The organism is Acidobacteriota bacterium (assembly GCA_009691245.1).
Lineage (GTDB): Bacteria > Acidobacteriota > Terriglobia > 2-12-FULL-54-10 > 2-12-FULL-54-10 > SHUM01.
Map to the genome: position 1 here is coordinate 1 of SHUM01000047.1, position 16,236 is coordinate 16,236.

Annotated in this window: 17 protein-coding genes and 1 pseudogene; 13 read left to right on the forward strand and 5 right to left on the reverse strand. The window is 60.5% G+C overall.

The window, feature by feature from the left end:
* The first annotated feature begins 100 nt into the window (after window positions 1-100).
* Window positions 101-871, forward strand: coding sequence for a methyltransferase domain-containing protein (locus EXQ56_11315; GenBank protein ID MSO21029.1), 771 nt, complete (start codon window positions 101-103; stop codon window positions 869-871).
* 49 nt (window positions 872-920) lie between these two features.
* Window positions 921-1,658, forward strand: coding sequence for an ABC transporter ATP-binding protein (locus tag EXQ56_11320; GenBank protein MSO21030.1), 738 nt, complete (start codon window positions 921-923; stop codon window positions 1,656-1,658).
* Between the two features lie 27 nt (window positions 1,659-1,685).
* Here the strand turns inward: EXQ56_11320 and EXQ56_11325 are convergent, their stop codons facing one another.
* Window positions 1,686-2,513, reverse strand: coding sequence for a gamma-glutamyl-gamma-aminobutyrate hydrolase family protein (locus tag EXQ56_11325; protein ID MSO21031.1), 828 nt, complete (start codon window positions 2,511-2,513; stop codon window positions 1,686-1,688).
* Between the two features lie 207 nt (window positions 2,514-2,720).
* On the opposite strand from EXQ56_11325, the gene EXQ56_11330 reads away from it, so the two are divergent.
* The 4 genes and pseudogenes from EXQ56_11330 (at window position 2,721) to EXQ56_11345 (ending at window position 4,714) form a co-directional block, all read left to right on the forward strand.
* Window positions 2,721-3,467: a chlorite dismutase gene (locus tag EXQ56_11330; GenBank protein ID MSO21032.1), complete on the forward strand. Its 747-nt coding sequence runs from the start codon at window positions 2,721-2,723 to the stop codon at window positions 3,465-3,467.
* A gap of 84 nt (window positions 3,468-3,551) precedes the next feature.
* Window positions 3,552-4,271: an endonuclease III gene (nth, locus tag EXQ56_11335; protein ID MSO21033.1), complete on the forward strand. Its 720-nt coding sequence runs from the start codon at window positions 3,552-3,554 to the stop codon at window positions 4,269-4,271.
* A gap of 10 nt (window positions 4,272-4,281) precedes the next feature.
* Window positions 4,282-4,478: pseudogene (locus EXQ56_11340) on the forward strand (type II toxin-antitoxin system HicA family toxin).
* A complete protein-coding gene (locus tag EXQ56_11345; protein MSO21034.1) occupies window positions 4,475-4,714 on the forward strand; it encodes a hypothetical protein in 240 nt (79 codons plus the stop codon). Before EXQ56_11340 ends, EXQ56_11345 begins: the two are co-directional and overlap by 4 nt.
* Before the next feature lie 207 nt (window positions 4,715-4,921).
* Here EXQ56_11345 and pnp read toward each other — a convergent pair whose 3' ends face one another.
* From pnp to EXQ56_11360, 3 genes are all read right to left on the reverse strand, one after another.
* A complete protein-coding gene (gene pnp / locus EXQ56_11350; protein ID MSO21035.1) occupies window positions 4,922-7,039 on the reverse strand; it encodes a polyribonucleotide nucleotidyltransferase in 2,118 nt (705 codons plus the stop codon).
* A 386-nt stretch (window positions 7,040-7,425) separates the two neighbouring features.
* Window positions 7,426-7,695: a 30S ribosomal protein S15 gene (locus tag EXQ56_11355; protein ID MSO21036.1), complete on the reverse strand. Its 270-nt coding sequence runs from the start codon at window positions 7,693-7,695 to the stop codon at window positions 7,426-7,428.
* Window positions 7,696-7,789: 94 nt separating this feature from the next.
* On the reverse strand, window positions 7,790-9,394 hold the full coding sequence (locus tag EXQ56_11360; GenBank protein MSO21037.1) for a phosphoglycerate dehydrogenase: 1,605 nt from the start codon (window positions 9,392-9,394) through the stop codon (window positions 7,790-7,792).
* Window positions 9,395-9,566: 172 nt separating this feature from the next.
* On the opposite strand from EXQ56_11360, the gene EXQ56_11365 reads away from it, so the two are divergent.
* The 6 genes from EXQ56_11365 to EXQ56_11390 all read left to right on the forward strand — a co-directional run bounded on the left by EXQ56_11365 (window position 9,567) and on the right by EXQ56_11390 (window position 15,356).
* On the forward strand, window positions 9,567-10,850 hold the full coding sequence (locus EXQ56_11365; protein ID MSO21038.1) for a CoA transferase: 1,284 nt from the start codon (window positions 9,567-9,569) through the stop codon (window positions 10,848-10,850).
* 94 nt (window positions 10,851-10,944) lie between these two features.
* A complete protein-coding gene (locus tag EXQ56_11370) occupies window positions 10,945-11,316 on the forward strand; it encodes a DUF2147 domain-containing protein (protein MSO21039.1) in 372 nt (123 codons plus the stop codon).
* Between the two features lie 113 nt (window positions 11,317-11,429).
* On the forward strand, window positions 11,430-12,464 hold the full coding sequence (locus EXQ56_11375) for a hypothetical protein (GenBank protein ID MSO21040.1): 1,035 nt from the start codon (window positions 11,430-11,432) through the stop codon (window positions 12,462-12,464).
* Between the two features lie 114 nt (window positions 12,465-12,578).
* Window positions 12,579-14,126, forward strand: a complete 1,548-nt coding sequence (rfaE2, locus tag EXQ56_11380) for a D-glycero-beta-D-manno-heptose 1-phosphate adenylyltransferase (GenBank protein ID MSO21041.1) — start codon at window positions 12,579-12,581, stop codon at window positions 14,124-14,126.
* 107 nt (window positions 14,127-14,233) lie between these two features.
* Window positions 14,234-14,824, forward strand: a complete 591-nt coding sequence (locus EXQ56_11385) for an SIS domain-containing protein (GenBank protein MSO21042.1) — start codon at window positions 14,234-14,236, stop codon at window positions 14,822-14,824.
* Window positions 14,825-14,987: 163 nt separating this feature from the next.
* The gene (locus tag EXQ56_11390; GenBank protein ID MSO21043.1) at window positions 14,988-15,356 is read left to right on the forward strand and encodes a hypothetical protein; all 369 of its coding nucleotides are present in this window, start codon (window positions 14,988-14,990) and stop codon (window positions 15,354-15,356) included.
* Here EXQ56_11390 and EXQ56_11395 read toward each other — a convergent pair.
* Window positions 15,343-15,693 carry a transposase gene (locus EXQ56_11395; GenBank protein ID MSO21044.1) on the reverse strand — a complete coding sequence of 117 codons (351 nt, stop codon included), beginning with the start codon at window positions 15,691-15,693 and terminating at the stop codon, window positions 15,343-15,345. The two genes, EXQ56_11390 and EXQ56_11395, sit on opposite strands and share 14 nt — an antisense overlap.
* A gap of 60 nt (window positions 15,694-15,753) precedes the next feature.
* Here EXQ56_11395 and EXQ56_11400 point away from each other — a divergent pair, with 60 nt between their 5' ends.
* Window positions 15,754-16,236, forward strand: a complete 483-nt coding sequence (locus EXQ56_11400) for a hypothetical protein (protein MSO21045.1) — start codon at window positions 15,754-15,756, stop codon at window positions 16,234-16,236.

Below are 16,236 nucleotides of genomic sequence, written 5' to 3' on the forward strand. Positions count from 1 at the left end.
CTTTTTTGCGCGCATAGGCCCCACCCCCGCTCCCCGACGGTCGCGGCTCTGTTGCCCACTTGTATTTTGCAGCGCGCCGCAAAATAGTGGACAATGCTGGATGATGAAACGCGAAGAGATGGCGCAACAGGCGAAGGAATTAGGGCCGTGGTTTTATCCATTTGATTTTGGCGATGGAGTAAAGGCAGAGTCCTATACGCCGCAGGAAGTGGCCGGCATTTTCGAGACGCGCCGCGAAATGGCCGAACGTGCCGTCCGCCAGCATTTCGGCGCGCGGCTGCCGGAGATTTCCTGCCTCGACATTGGCTGCCATGAAGGTTTTTATACGTTGGCCATGGCGCGCCTGGGCGTGGGCCGTGTAGCGGGGCTGGATGTGCGCGAAGAGAATCTGCGCCGCGCGCGCTTCGCCGCCGCCGCGATGGGTTGCCCGCAGATACGCTTCCTGCAGGGTAACTGCGAGCAGTTGCCATCCGCTGCAACGGGCCAGCATGAATTAACTCTGTTCCTCGGTGTGTTGTATCACCTGGAAAATCCCATGCTGGCGCTGCGCAATGTGGCCGCCGTCACCAAAGAACTATGCGTCATCGAAACGCAGGTGATCGATGAAGTCACCGGCCAGACCGAGTGGGGCGCGCAGGCCTGGACGCACCCGTATCAGGGAGCGTTGGCCGTGATTGACGAAACAGTGGAGCATTCCGCCGAGGTGCGCGAGACAGGTGCGACCCCGCTGGCCTTGTGTCCCTCGCCGCGCGCGCTGGAAACCATGCTGCGTCATGCGGGCTTCCGAAAAATCGAGCGCGTTGCTCCGGCGCCCGGCGCATACGAGCAGCTCGCGCGCGGCAAGCGCGTGGTCTACGCAGCCTATAAATAATTCCCGCGTCGTGGGAGCGTCTCCAGCTTCGCGCGATGCTATTTTTAAGATGATGGGCACTTCCACCAACTCGCCTCCTCGCCCCAGCGCCGTCGGAACTGACGCCGCGGTCATCCGCACCGAGGCGATGACCAAGACGTATCGCGTGGGCTCGGAAGAGCTGCACGCGCTGAGCGGCATCACGTTCACCATGGAGCGCGGCGAATACGTGGCTCTCATGGGACCGTCGGGGTCGGGCAAATCCACGCTGATGAATCTGCTGGGGTGCCTCGACACTCCGACCTCGGGACGCTACTGGCTGGCCGGGCGATTGGTGAGCGAGCTTGATGACATGGATCTCGCGCTGGTGCGCAACCGCGAGATTGGATTTGTCTTCCAGACATTCCATCTGCTGCCGCGCTTCACGGCGGTGGGCAACGTGGAGTTGCCGCTGATCTACCGGCACGTCGCCCCGCGTGAGCGCCGCGAGTTGGCAGAGAATGCGCTGCGCCTGGTGGACCTTGGGGACCGTCTGCATCACCGCCCCAACGAACTCTCCGGCGGGCAGCGCCAACGCGTGGCCATCGCGCGCGCGCTGGTTACTGACCCGTCCATCCTGCTGGCCGATGAGCCGACTGGGAATCTCGACTCGCGTACCGGCGCGGAGATCATGAAGCTGTTCGAGCGATTGCACGGCGCAGGCCACACGGTGGTGCTGATCACGCACGACCAGGATGTCGCCAAGCAGGCGCGCCGTATCATCTACATAAAAGACGGCCGTATCGAGCGCGATGAACGCGCGAAGTAATCGGTTTTGCCAATCCGAGCCGCGCCATCACTGGCGCGGCTCGGATTGGCTACTGGCCGCGCGCATGAGTTCCTCGAACAATCGCGCCGAGAGGGGATGTTCCTGCCAGATGCGCTCCGGGTGCCACTGCACCGCGACGAAGAAGTGATTCAGTTTTGTGTCCTCCACCGCCTCGATCACACCGTCCGCCGCGCGCGCGGCTACGCGCAAGCCATCTCCCAGCCGGTCTATCGACTGATGATGCGTGGTGTTGACCGATTGCGTGAGCGAGTCCGTCCACGACGCGAGGCAAGATTGCTCGGTGAGAGAAACGTCGTGGCGGCCTGCGCGATCTTGATGCGTAAGCGCGCCGAGTACCGCGTCCGGGATGTGCTGGATCAGCGACCCGCCGCGATGCACGTTGATCGCTTGCATCCCGAAACAGATGCCCAGCACCGGCGTGCCCGTCGACTCGGCGTAATCGAGCAGGCGGAAGCAGGTGGCGTCGAGGGCGGTGGCCACGTTGGTTACAGTCGCTTGCCGTGGCTGCCCGTAGAGAGATGGGTCCACGTCGCTGGGGCTTCCGGTAAGGATGATGGCGTCCAGCCGCGCGGCGATCTCGGCGGCCACTGCAGGGATCAGCTGAATCTGCACGGGCAGTCCGCCGGCGGCGGCAACGGCCTCGGCGTACTCGGCGGGCAGGTCGTACACGCCGCGCGCTGCGTCCCAGCGGCAGGTGAGGCCGATAAGCGGTTTCTTAACCGCAGAGGACGCAGAGGTCGCCGAGGGAAAATCTGATCGATTGTACGGCGTGGTCATGACACTTCTATTATAGATGTGCCGTGCCGCGCGGGTGGCCATTCTGTGCGAGCGCACCCGATGCCAATCATTGCAACTCCCCCGCGTTTTGGGTCTTCCCTCCGTGTACCTCTGCGTCCTCTGTGGTTAAAATCCGCAGTCAGTGGGCACGGGAGTTGTCGGCGCGCGGCGCGAACGGTAAGATGGTGGATTAGCTTTGCATCTCAGGAGGATTCAATGTCACAACAGGGACCAGCATCAGGACCGCCAGCCGGAGGACCGCCCATGGGCCGTCCGCAATCCGGCCCGCCGCAAGGCGCGCCGCAGGCGCCCCCGGAAAATGTTCCGCGCCAGTTTGTGAACTTTGTGTTTTTCAAGGTGGACCCGGCGTGGCGGCGTCTGCCGGCCGATGTGCGTGAGCGTGGCAAGGCGCAGTTCGCCAAGGTGGCCAACGACTGGGGGCACTCGGGCAAGATGAACGTGCTGCCCTACTCCACCATCGCCATGCGTCCCGACGTGGACTTCATGCTCTGGCGCATCTGCTACACGCTCGATGATCTGCAGGAGATGCAGACCGAGCTGCTGCGCACCGAGCTGGGCCAATATCTGACCACGCCGCATTCGTTGCTGGCCATGACCAAGCGCTCGACTTACATCATCGAGCATCAGCACGAGGGGCAGGCCGACTCGCGTGGCACGCTCAAGCCCGGCCAGTACAAGTATATTTTCGTCTATCCCTTCGTGAAGACGCGCGAGTGGTATCTGCTTTCGATGCCGGTGCGCCAAGGTATCATGAACGAGCACATCACGGTGGGCCACAAGTATCCGTCGGTGAAGCTCAACACCACCTACTCGTTCGGGCTGGACGATCAGGATTTCGTGGTGGCGTTTGAGAGCGACAAGGCCGACGATTTTCTCGACCTGGTCCAGGAGCTGCGCGAAACCGAATCGAGCAAATACACGGTGCGCGACACGCCCATCTTCACCTGCATCCTGAAAGACGCGAAGGGGATGCTGGACACCATCGGGTAAACACTCAACCTCTCCCTTGCCGTTGTCATCCCGAGGAGCGCAGCGACGAGGGACCTGCTTTTTGCGCTTGAGTATGGGAGCAAAATGAAATCAGCGGTTAAGCCAAAACGGACAGTGGAATCGAAGCTCGTTGCGGCGCGCCCGGCGGGAAAGAAGGCAGCGCAGAGCACCGACCCGAAGCGCGTCGCGGAAATTCTCAAGCGGCTGAAGAAGGCGTATCCAGACGCCAAGTGCGCGCTGACTCACTCGAATCCATTTCAATTGCTGGTCGCGACGATTCTTTCCGCGCAATGCACCGATGAGCGCGTCAACAAGACCACGCCAGAGCTGTTCCGCAAGTACCCCACGCCGCGCGACCTCGCCGCTGTGCGGCAGGAAGTGCTGGAAGTGGATATCCGCTCGACGGGCTTCTACCGCAACAAAGCCAAAAACATCATCGGCGCATCGCAGCGTATTGTGAAGGAGTACAGCGGCAAAGTTCCGCAGACGATGGAAGAGTTGCTGACGCTGCCCGGCGTGGCGCGCAAGACAGCCAACGTGGTCCTGGGCAACGCCTTCGCGAAGGCCGTGGGCGTGGTGGTCGATACGCACGTCCATCGCATCTCGCAGCGCCTCGATCTAACCAAGCAGGACACGCCGGAGAAGATCGAGCAGGATTTAATGAAGATCATTCCGCAGGATCGCTGGATTAACTTTTCCCACGAGATCATCTTCCACGGCCGCCGCTGCTGCATCGCCCGCAAACCCAAGTGCGCCGATTGCCCGCTGGAAGATGTCTGTAGTTCCAAGGACAAGACGAATTGATTGATGAACCATGCCCAGGAAAATACGAGAGCTAATCAGGGATCTGAAGAATGCTGGATTCATGGACCGTGGAGGGAAGGGAGATCATCGCAACTTCGTCCATCCAAGGGTACTGAGGCCAATCACGCTCTCCGGAAACGCGGGCGATGATGCATACAATATCAGGAGAAAGCTGTGCGGGTAGCTATTGAGGAGTCAAAACAATGAAGCCTAGCGCGCGATACGCCAAGATCGTCGAATGGTCCGAGCAGGATCAATGCTATGTGGGCAGTTGCCCCGGATTGTTTTATGGCGGCTGTCACGGACCTGATGAGATGGAAGTGTTTGCCAGAACTTGTGAACTGGTTGAGGAAATGATTGATCTGTATCAGCACGAAGGCAAGGTCCTGCCGCCCGCCACTGCGGGTAAAGACTATGCCAATAACATGCTGAATGTCGCGTAACAGTGCCGCGCGCGGCAGCAAGCGGGCGATGGAACCTGATGTCCCGCTTCACGTTTTTTTTATCTAACCCCAATGCCACAGCGAGTGAATTGTAGGTGGGTTCTCCGTCGGCCCGCTTGCTGACGCGCGCGGCACTGTCACGCAAACACAAAAGCCACGGCTTCGATGCCGTGGCTTTTGCTTTTTGATTGGCTGAAACCGACCCGGTTAGACTTCCGCTACGTTTTCCGCGGCCTTGGCGCGCTGGTCGCGGAGCAGGGCTTTGCGGCTGAGGCGGATCTTGTTGCCTTCGATGTTGACCACCTTCACCAGCACCTGATCGCCTTCCTTTAGTTCGTCGCGAATGTCCTTGACGCGGTGCTCGGCAACTTCGCTGATGTGCAGCAGGCCGTCGGTGCCGGGGAAGATTTCGACGAACGCGCCGAACTCGACGAGGCGAACTACCTTGCCTAGATACGTCTTGCCGATCTCGGCGGTGGCCGTCAGATCGGTGATGATCTGGATGGCCTTGCGCGCCGAGGGCTCGTCGTCCGAGGCAATGTTTACGCGACCGTCGTCCTCCACGTCAATCTTCACGCCGGTCTGCTCGATGATGGAGCGGATCATCTTGCCGCCCGGTCCGATGACTTCACGAATCTTATCGGTGGGTATCTTTAGCGAGTAAATTCTAGGCGCGTACATCGACATGGCGCTGCGCGGCTCGGCGATGGTCGCCAGCATGGTTTCCAGAATTTGCAGCCGAGCCTTGCGCGCCTGCTCGAGCGCCTCGGCCATGATCTTCGCGGTGATGCCGCTGGCCTTGATGTCCATCTGCAGCGCGGTGATGCCAGCCGCGGTGCCCGCGACTTTGAAGTCCATGTCGCCGAAATGATCTTCCGCTCCGGCGATGTCGGTGAGGATGGCGTACTTGCCATGCTCCATCACCAGTCCCATGGCGATGCCCGCCACGGGCGCTTTCAGCGGCACGCCCGCATCCATCATCGAGAGCGTTGCGCCGCAGACCGAAGCCATGGAGCTGGAGCCATTCGACTCCAGGATGTCGCTGACGATGCGCATGGTGTAAGGGAACACGTCCTCGGCGGGAAGCATGTTGATGAGGGAGCGCTCGGCGAGTGCGCCGTGGCCGATTTCGCGGCGGCCAGGTCCGCGCATAAACCCTGTTTCACCAACACTAAACGGCGGGAAGTTATAGTGCAGCATGAATCGCTTTTTGGATTCGCCCTGAAGCGAATCGAGGCGCTGCTGATCGTCGGCGGTGCCCAGCGTGGTGGTAACCAGCGCCTGCGTTTCGCCGCGCGTGAATACCGCCGAGCCGTGTGTGCGCGGGAGCAGCGAGACTTCGCAGGTGATCTTGCGAATCTGGTCGAAGGCGCGCTTGTCGGGCCGCTGATTTTTCTTGATGAGGTTCTCGCGGAAAATCTTGTCTTCCAGTGCTTCAAATATCCCGCCGACGGCCTTGGCCTTGTCCACCTCTTCCGGCGTAAAGGACGCCTTCACTTCCTTCTTGAGAGCGGCGACGCGCTCCTGGCTGGTCAGCTTATCCTGATTCGAGGTATCGACCGCCGCTTCTAGCTTGGCACGCCAGGCGGATTCGATCTTGGTCGTCAGCGCCTCGTCCACCTTCGGCGGATCGACTTTGCGCTTTACAATTTTCATGTCTGCGAACATCTTGCGGATGACGGCGACAATCTTCTTGATATTTTCGTGGCCAAACTGAATGGCCTCATTGACCACCTGCTCGGAGACTTCCAGAGCGCCGGCCTCCACCATCAGGATGCCTTCATCGGTTCCCGCGACGACGATGTTCAACTGGCTGTGCAGCCGCTGCTCGAATGTGGGGTTGACCACCATCTGGCCGTCCACCAGTCCAATGCGCACGGCGGCGATGGGGTTGGGGAAGGGAATGTCGGAAAGATATAGAGCCGCCGATGCGCCGACCATGGCTACCATGTCGGAGTCATTTTCCTTGTCCGCCGACAGCACCATGGCGATAACCTGCGTGTCGCAGGAATAGCCGTCAGGGAACAGCGGGCGCACGGGGCGGTCGATGAGGCGGCTGGTGAGAACTTCTTTTTCCGACGGGCGCGTCTCGCGCTTGATGAATCCGCCGGGGATGCGTCCCGCGGCGTATGTGTACTCGCGGTAATCGACAGTCAGTGGGAAGAAGCTGGCGTTTTCGCGCGGCTCCAGATTCGATGTGGCGGTTACCAGAACCACCGTATCGCCGTATTGGACGAACGCCGCGCCGTCGGCCTGCTTGGCCAGACGCCCGGTCTCGATCGACAGCGTCTTGCCGCCGATTTCTATACTTTCCTTATAAACCATTTTTCCTCTTTTCTCCGCTTTGATGGCCGCCTCAGTGGCGGCCTTAAGTGTTGCCAATGCTGATGCGTAATGCTGTCCTAACTAAAATCGTGCTGAAAAAACAATAGCGGCCTGATGCAGGGGCGAGAAACCCTCCTCACGCCCGCATGGCCGCTTGTGGTCCGAATCCCAATTGTTAAAAACTGCGTGGGCTGTCTGGCCTTCCATCATGGAACGCCGGAGATGCCGTGCTAAACGCCTGCTAAAAACCTGACAAGCGAATCCCGATCAACAATTTGGCTTGACGAATCCGTCCGATGCAAAAACAACTGGCCAAAAACCTTGAATGATTTGCGGGGCCGCCGATGCGAGCACTCCACATCAGCCGCCGGTTTCCAGCCGCAATCTTAGCGACGAAGCCCCAAACTCAGAATCAGGTCCTGGTAGCGCTGATGATGCCGGCTCTTGAGATAGTCAAGCAGACGCCTCCGCCGATTGACCATCATCAACAGGCCGCGGCGTGAAGCATGATCTTTTTTGTGATCCTTGAAATGACCAGAGAGCATGTTGATGCGCTCGGTCAATATGGCCGACTGAACCTCCGGCGAACCGGTGTCCTTGGCGTGGACTCGATACTTCTCGATTACAGGGGCCTTTAGCGCGCTTACCAGTGGCATTCCGTCTATTACCCTTTCTCTTCAATGGCGTACCCATCGAACGTAACACAGTTATTGCGAACGTGTAAAGCGCTACAGCTTTGTTTAGTGGATTTTACTCCGGCAGCTCCACCGCGCGGGCGAAGGTGTTGGCGGGAATTTTGGTCAACTCTTTGATCACTGCGGCGGGCGTCTGGCCGTCCACCTGGACCACGCAGACTGCGCCCACTGATCTCTTGGCTGACTTGGTTTTCGTAACTTTTTCGCGGCCCAGCGAGAAGTTGGCGATGTTGATGCCGCGCTTGCCGAGGATCGTGCCAGTCTTGCCGATCACGCCGGGCACGTCGAGGTTCTTCATGACGATCAAGTTGCCGGAGAGCGGGCACTCCACGTTGATGTTATCGAGGACCAGCAGGCGCGGCTCGTCGCCCATCAGCACCGCGCCCTCGACGGACGACTCCGCGCCGTGCCCCTTAACCGCGATGCGCAGCGTGTCGGCGGACGCCGAACGTCCCGCGTGCGACTCGTCCACGCGGATGCCGCGCGCCTTGGCGATGGAGACGGAGTTCACCACGTTGGCTTTCTCGTCGAGTATCTGATTCAGCAGGCCCATCAGCGCCGAGTTGCGCAGCAGGCTGGTGTTCATTTTCGAGAGTTTGCCCGAGTAGCGAATCTCGATCGAGGCCGGCGCGCCGGGCGCGATCTGCGCCAGCAGCGAACCCAGCCGCTCGGCAAGATTGAGGTACGGCGCCAGCAGGCGATACTCTTCGGCGGGCAGCGATGGCATGTTCACCGCATTCTGGATAACCGATGCCTTCAGGTAATCGCGCACCTGCTCGGCGATGCGGTAGCCGACGATCTCCTGTGCCTCCGCCGTCGAGCCGGCGATATGCGGCGTGAGCGCGACTTGTTTCAACTCCGTGAGCGGCGAGTTCTTCAGCGGCTCGGCGGAGAACACGTCGAGCGCTGCTCCGGCGATTTGCCCGGCAGCGATGGCCTCGGCCAGCGCCACTTCATCCACCAGCTCGCCGCGCGCGCAGTTAACGATGCGTGCGCCCTTCTTCATTTTCTTCAGGTTCTCGCGCCCAATGATCTTGTCCGTCTCCGGCGTCAGCGGCGTATGCAGACTTAAATAATCCGAGCGGGCGAAGAGATCGTCGAGCGAGACCAGTTCGACATGCAGGTCTTCGGCAAGAGTCGGCGAGATGTAGGGATCATAGCCGATGATGTCCAACTCAAACGCACGAGCGCGCTTGACCACTTCCACGCCGATGCGCCCGAGGCCGAGCAGGCCGAGCGTCTTGCCGCGCAACTCGCTGCCCTCAAAAAGTTTTTTCTCCCAGCGACCGGCGTGCATCGACTCATTCGCTTGCGCCACGGAGCGCGCCATGGACAGCATCAGCGCGAGGGTGTGCTCGGCGACGCTGACGGAGTTGCCGCCCGGCGTGTTCATCACCAGCACACCTTTCTTCGTCGCGGCCTCGATGTCCACGTTATCTACGCCGATGCCGGCGCGTCCGATGACCTTCAGCCTGGGCGCGGCGGCCAGTAGCGCGGCATCGCATTGCACGGCGCTGCGGATTAAGAGAGCGTCGGCGTCCTTCAGCTCGGGGATGAGCTTGTCGCGAGCCGGTTCGCACTCGACTACCTTCCAGCTTTTCTCTTCGCGCAGGAGGTCCACGCCCTTGCGTGAAATTTTTTCGGCGACTACAATCTTCATGGTTTGGTTACCTGCCTGAATCTGAAATGTGGCGGTGCGACGCGAGGGCCGCATGGTAAGGACAGAATCACAGCCCTGAATCTATCGATATTAGAGTACGGCGGTTGGAAATGTCAAAAAGCGGGTGCGTTCGCGCGGGACGAGCCTGCCGGCCCGCCGGGGATGTCTCGGCATGGACAATATGATCGCTGAATCGCTTGCCGATGTGGAACACCCTGCGCTTCACGGTCTTCGTGTGCTCGATCTGACCACGCCGCTGGGGCATATGTGCGGCAAGATACTGGGCGACCTGGGCGCGGACGTCATCAAGGTCGAGCCGCTGGCGGGCGATGCGGGGCGCCGTCGCGCGCCATTCTACACAGATCCCGGTGGCGCGCAGCACAGCCTGTTCTGGCTTTCTTACAACAATAATAAGCGTGGGATCACTCTGCATATTGAATCGGCGGAAGGGCAGGGAATCCTCCGCCAACTAGCCTCCATGTCTGACATCGTCATCGAGTCATTCGCGCCTGGTTACATGGACTCACTCGGTCTAGGACACGAGTCACTCAGGAGTGACAACCCCGGTCTGATCTACACCGCGATCACTCCTTTTGGGCAGACCGGTCCTTACCGCGACTTCCTCGCCAGTGACTTGGAGATTATGGCCTCGGCGGGCATTATGTCATTGACCGGCTATCCCGGCGAGACGCCCTTACGCATCTCGATGCCGCAGTCCGAGGCGTGGACGTCCATGTATGCCGCGATGGGCACGATGACCGCGCTGCATTACCGGAAGGGCGGCGGAGCGGGCCAGATGGTGGACGTCTCGGCGCAGCAGGCCTGTGTGATCCTGTGCGTACACGCGCCCATGTTCTGGGATTTCAACCGTGAACTGGTCACCCGAGAGGGCGAGTACATGACCGGCCGCACCATCACGGGAGCCAAGTTCCGCGCCGTCTGGCCCTGCAAAGATGGCTATCTTTCTTACATCATTTACGGCGGTCCCGCCGGCCAAAAAACCAATCACGAACTCACTAAGTGGATGGACTCACTCGGCGTTGCGTCCGATGTAATGAAAAACAGGAATTGGGATAAGTTTGAAGTGGCCACATTAACTCAAGCGGAAGTGGATGAGATGGAGGCTCCGATTGGAAAGTTCTTCGAGCGACTCACTAAGTCTGAGTTCCTCAGTGGCGTTGTCGAGCGCGGCATGTTGGGCTACCCAGTCGCCAGCACCGCGGACATTCTTCAGGACGACCACCTTGCCGCCCGCAATTTTTGGGAGCCCCTCGCTGTCCCCGGTCGGTCCGAGCCAGTATTGTTTCCCGGCGAGTTTGCTAAGTTCAGCGAGATGAGCTGCCGTATCCGCCGCCCCGCGCCTGCCCTCGGCGAGCACAATGAGGAGGTCTATACCGGACTACTATCTTTCTCCGCTCTGGAAATCGAGCGCTTGCACAAGAACGGGATTGTTTAAGAACCACAATAATTCCAAGTTGCAACGATTCCGCACCCAGTATAATCATGATGGTTTCACATTGCAGAATGACCCGGATTGAGGAGACCCTTATATGAAACGCACTGTATCCGTGTTCGCACTCGCGTGGTGGGTGACCCTGCTGGCGACCCTGCTGGCCGCGCCCGCATTCGCGCAGAATACAGCCGTCGGTTTGTGGAAGAATGTCGTCAAGGACGAAACCACGCTGATCCGCATCTCGGAGGTGGGTGGCAAGCTCGCAGGGAAGATTGAGAAGGTCCTGAAGAACAACTACGAAGACCCCGCCGCCAAGTGCGTGAAGTGCAAGGACGACAAAAAGGACAAGCCCATGGCCGGCCTCGAACTGATCTGGGACATGGTGAAGGACGGCGACAAGTGGAGCGGCGGCAAGCTGCTCGACCCGGACTCCGGCCGCATCGTCAACTGCAAACTGGAGACCTCCTAGGGCGGCAAAAAGCTGCTGGTGAAAGGCTCTATCGCCTTCCTAAGCAAAACTCAAACCTGGACCCGCGAAGAATAACTTAGGCGCAATGCCCGTCGCGGTGGGATATCTGATCCGTGAACCTGAATAATCTGGGATCGCTCATGGCCATCGCGCTGGCGGTGCTGTTGGTGCGCCGCTATCGTGCGTTGCCGCATCTTCTGCCGCTGCCGCGCTATGGGACAGTCGGGGCCGTGCTGCTCATCGGAGCCATGTTTCTGAACGCCATGGATGTGGTCATCGCGGAAGTGTTCTTCACTCCGCTGTGCTGGACCGGCTATATCCTGTGGGCCGACGGCGCCATCGCCGCGCTGCGGGGCCGTTCGTTACTGCACGACAATCGCCGCCATTTTCTGCTGCTAACGATTTGCTCCATACCGCTGTGGATGATCTTCGAGGTCTACAACCTTCGCCTGCACAATTGGATTTACGCCGGCTTGCCCAGTAATAGCGCATTGCGAGTGATCGCGTTCGTCTGGGCCTTCGCGACCATCTGGCCGGGCGTATTCACCACCGCCACCTTGTTGCGCGCCATGGACTGGAACGCCGAGCCGGAGCCTGCGGAGGAAGCCGAGCCGGAGCTTGTGGAGGAAAATGAGCCATGGGGTGCCGCGCCTCCGCCGACTCAAACACACGCTGCCTGGAATTCGCTAAACCTGGCGAGCATGGCGGTAGGGATCATTTTCCTACTCGTTCCTGTCTTGCTGCCGCAGGCAGTCAGCATCTACCTATTCGGAGCGGTGTGGCTCGGACCCGTCCTGCTGCTCGAACCCATCAATATGCGCCTCGGCCACGGCTCACTCTGGCGCGCCTTTGGTCAACAGGCGCGGCGCGGCGACCGTTCGCGGCTGTATGCGCTGCTGTGGGCAGGCGCCATCTGCGGGATCCTGTGGGAGTTCTGGAATCACGCGTCGGCGGCGCGCTTGGTTTACACCTTCCCCATATTTCCTGAGTGGCGTATCTTCGCCATGCCTGTTGTCGGCTATCTGGGATTTCCCGTCTTCGCGCTGGATTGCTTCGCGATGTACGCGCTGATCGATCCCGCATTGCGGCGGGGCCTCGATAAAATAAGCGGGACGCCCGTCGGAAGCCACACGGTTCTGGAACTTTGACACGGACAGAGCCGCGCCGCTGCATAAACACCGATGGCAGAATCGGGCGTAGTCTGATACATCTATACTGCTGGTATACTGCTGGCCTTTGCGGCTGGGTTGGGAGCGGAATCGATGTCTGGCGAATCACAGAGCATTGCGGACCTACTGCGGCGCGTGGCCGGCGTGCGCCTGCTCGTGGTGGGCGACTTTATGCTCGACCGCACCATATATGGTGAGGCGGGGCGCATTTCGCCGGAAGCTCCGACGCCCGTGGTGTTGGTACAACAGTCGCGCGAGCAACTGGGCGGCGCGGGTAACGTGGTGCGCAACATCGGCTCTCTCGGCGGACGCATCTCGACCATCGCCGTTGCCGGTGAAGATGCCGCCGCCGATATCCTGGAAGACCGCCTGCACGGCACTCGTGGCTGTGAATCCATGGTGATCATCCGCGAGCCGGGCCGCAAGACCACGGTGAAGACGCGCGTCGTCGCCGTGCAACCGGGCCGCGCCAATATGGGCCACATCGCCCAGGGCCATCAGCAGATGCTGCGAATGGACGACGAGTCCCGCCATCCGCTGCTGCCGGAAACCATTGAGCGGGTATTCAGTTTTGCCGCCGAGAAAATTTCCAGCGTGCTGGGCCTGGTCATCTCCGATTACGCCAAGGGAGCGCTGCCGCCTGAGCTCTTGCAGCGCCTGATCGCGCTGGCGCGCTCGGCCGGCAAGCCCATCTTCATCGATCCCAAGGAGCGCAATTTCGACCGCTATCGCGGAGCCTCCGTGTTGACCCCCAACGCCATGGAGGCCGAGTCCGCGCTGGGCCTGACCATCGTCTCCTCCGGGCGCGATGGCGATGAAGACGGCGACGCCGGATGGGCGCGCGCCATTCAGGAGCGGCTCGCTGACTGGAGCATCGAGGCGCTGCTGGTTACTCGCGGCGCCGAGGGTCTGAGCCTGGTGCATCGCCGCGGCTTCCATCATTTTCCCACCAGCGCACGCGAAGTCTTTGACGTAACCGGTGCGGGCGACACCGTGCTGGCCGCCTTCGCGCTGGCCGCGGCGTCTGGCGCATCATTCGCCGAGGCCGCGCAACTCGGCAACTCCGCTGCCGCCGTCGCGGTGAGTAAAGCAGGCGCGGCGGTTGTCTATCCTTATGAGATCGAGCGCGAGTTGGCGGTGCGCCAGTCTTCCGCCGAGACCAAGTTGCGCTCGCGCGAAGAGATGCGCGTCATCGCCGAAAACCTGCGCCGCGAGGGCCGCAGGATGGTATTCACCAACGGCTGCTTTGACCTGCTGCATCCCGGCCACATCTACCTGCTGCGCGAAGCGAAGAAGCTCGGCGAAGTGCTGATTGTGGGCATGAACTCCGACGCCTCGGTAAAGCGCCTGAAGGGCGAGAGCCGCCCCATCGTCCCCGAGCAGGATCGCGCCGAGGCCATCGGCGGACTCGAGAGCGTCGATCACGTTGTGTTGTTCGCCGAGGATGACCCGCTCGAATTGCTGAACGCCATTCGCCCCGACGTGCTCATCAAGGGCGATGATTACAAGGAGTCCGAAGTGGTCGGCGCGGATTTGCTGAAAAGTTATGGCGGCGTGGTGCGCCTGATCCCGCTGCGCCGCGGCATCTCCACCACCAGGCTGGTCGAGAAAATCCGCTCCGGCCTGGCCGAAGAGCCATAGCCGCATCCTGATCTGGTAGCCACGGTGAGCGCATTTCTCGCCGTGGGCTTTTTTCCTCCGCAGGAATTCCCACGGCGAGAAATGCGCTCACCGTGGCTACCAAACTTATGAACCGACCTGAATCCATCACACGCATCGACCGCGAACTCGCCGAGAGTTGCCGCGTCAAGCAGAGCTTTCCACCGCTCCTGAAGCGCCAGATGGCCGACCTCGCCGACCGCATGGCGCGCGCGCTGAAAGCCGGTCGCACCATCTACTGGCTGGGCAATGGCGGCTCCGCCACCGACGCCATGCACCTGGCCGCCGAGCTGGTCGGCAAACTTAGCCGCCCGCGCCGCGCGCTGGCGTCCGTCGCGCTCAGCGCCAATCCCGCCACACTCACCGCCATCGGCAACGACTTCGGGTTCGAAGAGGTTTTCTCGCGCCAAGTGGAGGCGCTGGTCCGCCGCGGCGACGTGGTCATCGGCATCTCCACCAGCGGCAATTCCATGAACGTGATCCGCGCCATGCGAGCCGCGCGCAAACTGAAGGCCACCACCGTGGGTTTTACCGGTCAGCGCGGCGGCAAACTCGCGCGTGCCGCCGAACTGGTGCTCAAGGTCCCTTCGCGCGATACGCAGCGCATCCAGGAATCGCACATCACCATCGGCCACATAGTCTGCGGCCTGGCCGAAGACATCCTGCTCGACCGGTTGTAATTGGTTTTAGATTGTCATCCTGAGCGCAGCACTCCGACTACTGAGTATCGGCGGGTGTCTGAATGCTAACGAGCACTACCAAAAACAAAGGTCGATCCGCTGGACTAGGGACTCTATGCATACGTGGACAAGAATCACTGCGATCATCTGTTTAGTTTGCATCTTGACGCAGATAGGAACAGCGCAATCGGTCGCCCCGCCGGTAGCGGAGCCGACAAAGCGGGTATATCGGGCCGGCGAACACCCGGACCCAGCTAGTGCGCGCAGTGTCGCGACGGCGCTCGGCCAGGGCAAGCATGTCGTTGTTAGGCTGTACAACAGAAAAACATACCGGGGCCATATCGAGGCAATCGACGAGATGCAGTTCAGCATCCGTCTCGATCGCAACAACATTTTCGTCAAGCACGATATAGTGGAGATAGCCTACCTGGAGCAGAGCCTCAATCAATACGCTAAACGTGCTATTATCGTTGGTGTCGCGGTGGGCGTGGCCGTTCTGATCGTCGTGAAGTGGCTTCCTACGGGTGGCTAGGATCGGATAAAACTGCCAGTTCATTATGGGAATCCGTGGTTACCGCGAATGCCCGAGGCTGGACCGCCAGTAGGTTGTCCTCCCGCATGATCCGCGCCACTCGTTTGTGACTCACCTGCATCCCTCTTCGGCGTAATGCCTTTGTGACACGCCGGTATCCATAACGGCGGCGATGATCTACAACGATCTGCTTGATTTCCGATTTGACTTCCATGTCCTCTTCCACCGACATCTGTTCTTGCAGATACCGATAAAATCCCGCCCGACTGACTTGCGCCAACTGACACATGCGCTCGATACCCTTTGAATACAATGAGGCAAACCCGATGGTGCGCATGAAGAAAGACCTTCTCGAAATTTCGCGGACATTACAGAAAATCTAACTTAGAGGTCGAATATGAGTGATCCATCTCCCACCCGCCAATTCCTTCGTCACGCACTGGCCACGCTGGCCTATCGCGCCGCCAAGGCGGTGCGCAACGCGCCGGCCGATTTCGCCACGCGCAAGTTCGGCCCCGCCACACGCACGCCTGCCGAAGTGCTGGCGCACATGAGCGATGTGATGGACTGGGGCGCCAGCATGGCGCGCGGCACACCCGCGTGGAAGGAAGGCCCGGCGCAGGAATGGGAGCCGGCATGCGCGCGCTTCTTCGCCTCGGTGAAAGCGTTCGACGATGTGCTGGCGGGCGATGCGCCGATTGGCTATTCCCTAGAGAAACTGTTTCAGGGGCCGGTGGCTGATGCGCTCTCCCACACGGGCCAACTCACCATGATGCGCGGTTTGGCGGAAGCCTCCGTAAAGGGGGAGAGTTACAATTTGGCGGACATTGAAATCGGCCGCGTGGGCCGCGACCAGGCACCCTCACGCCGGGAGTTCTAG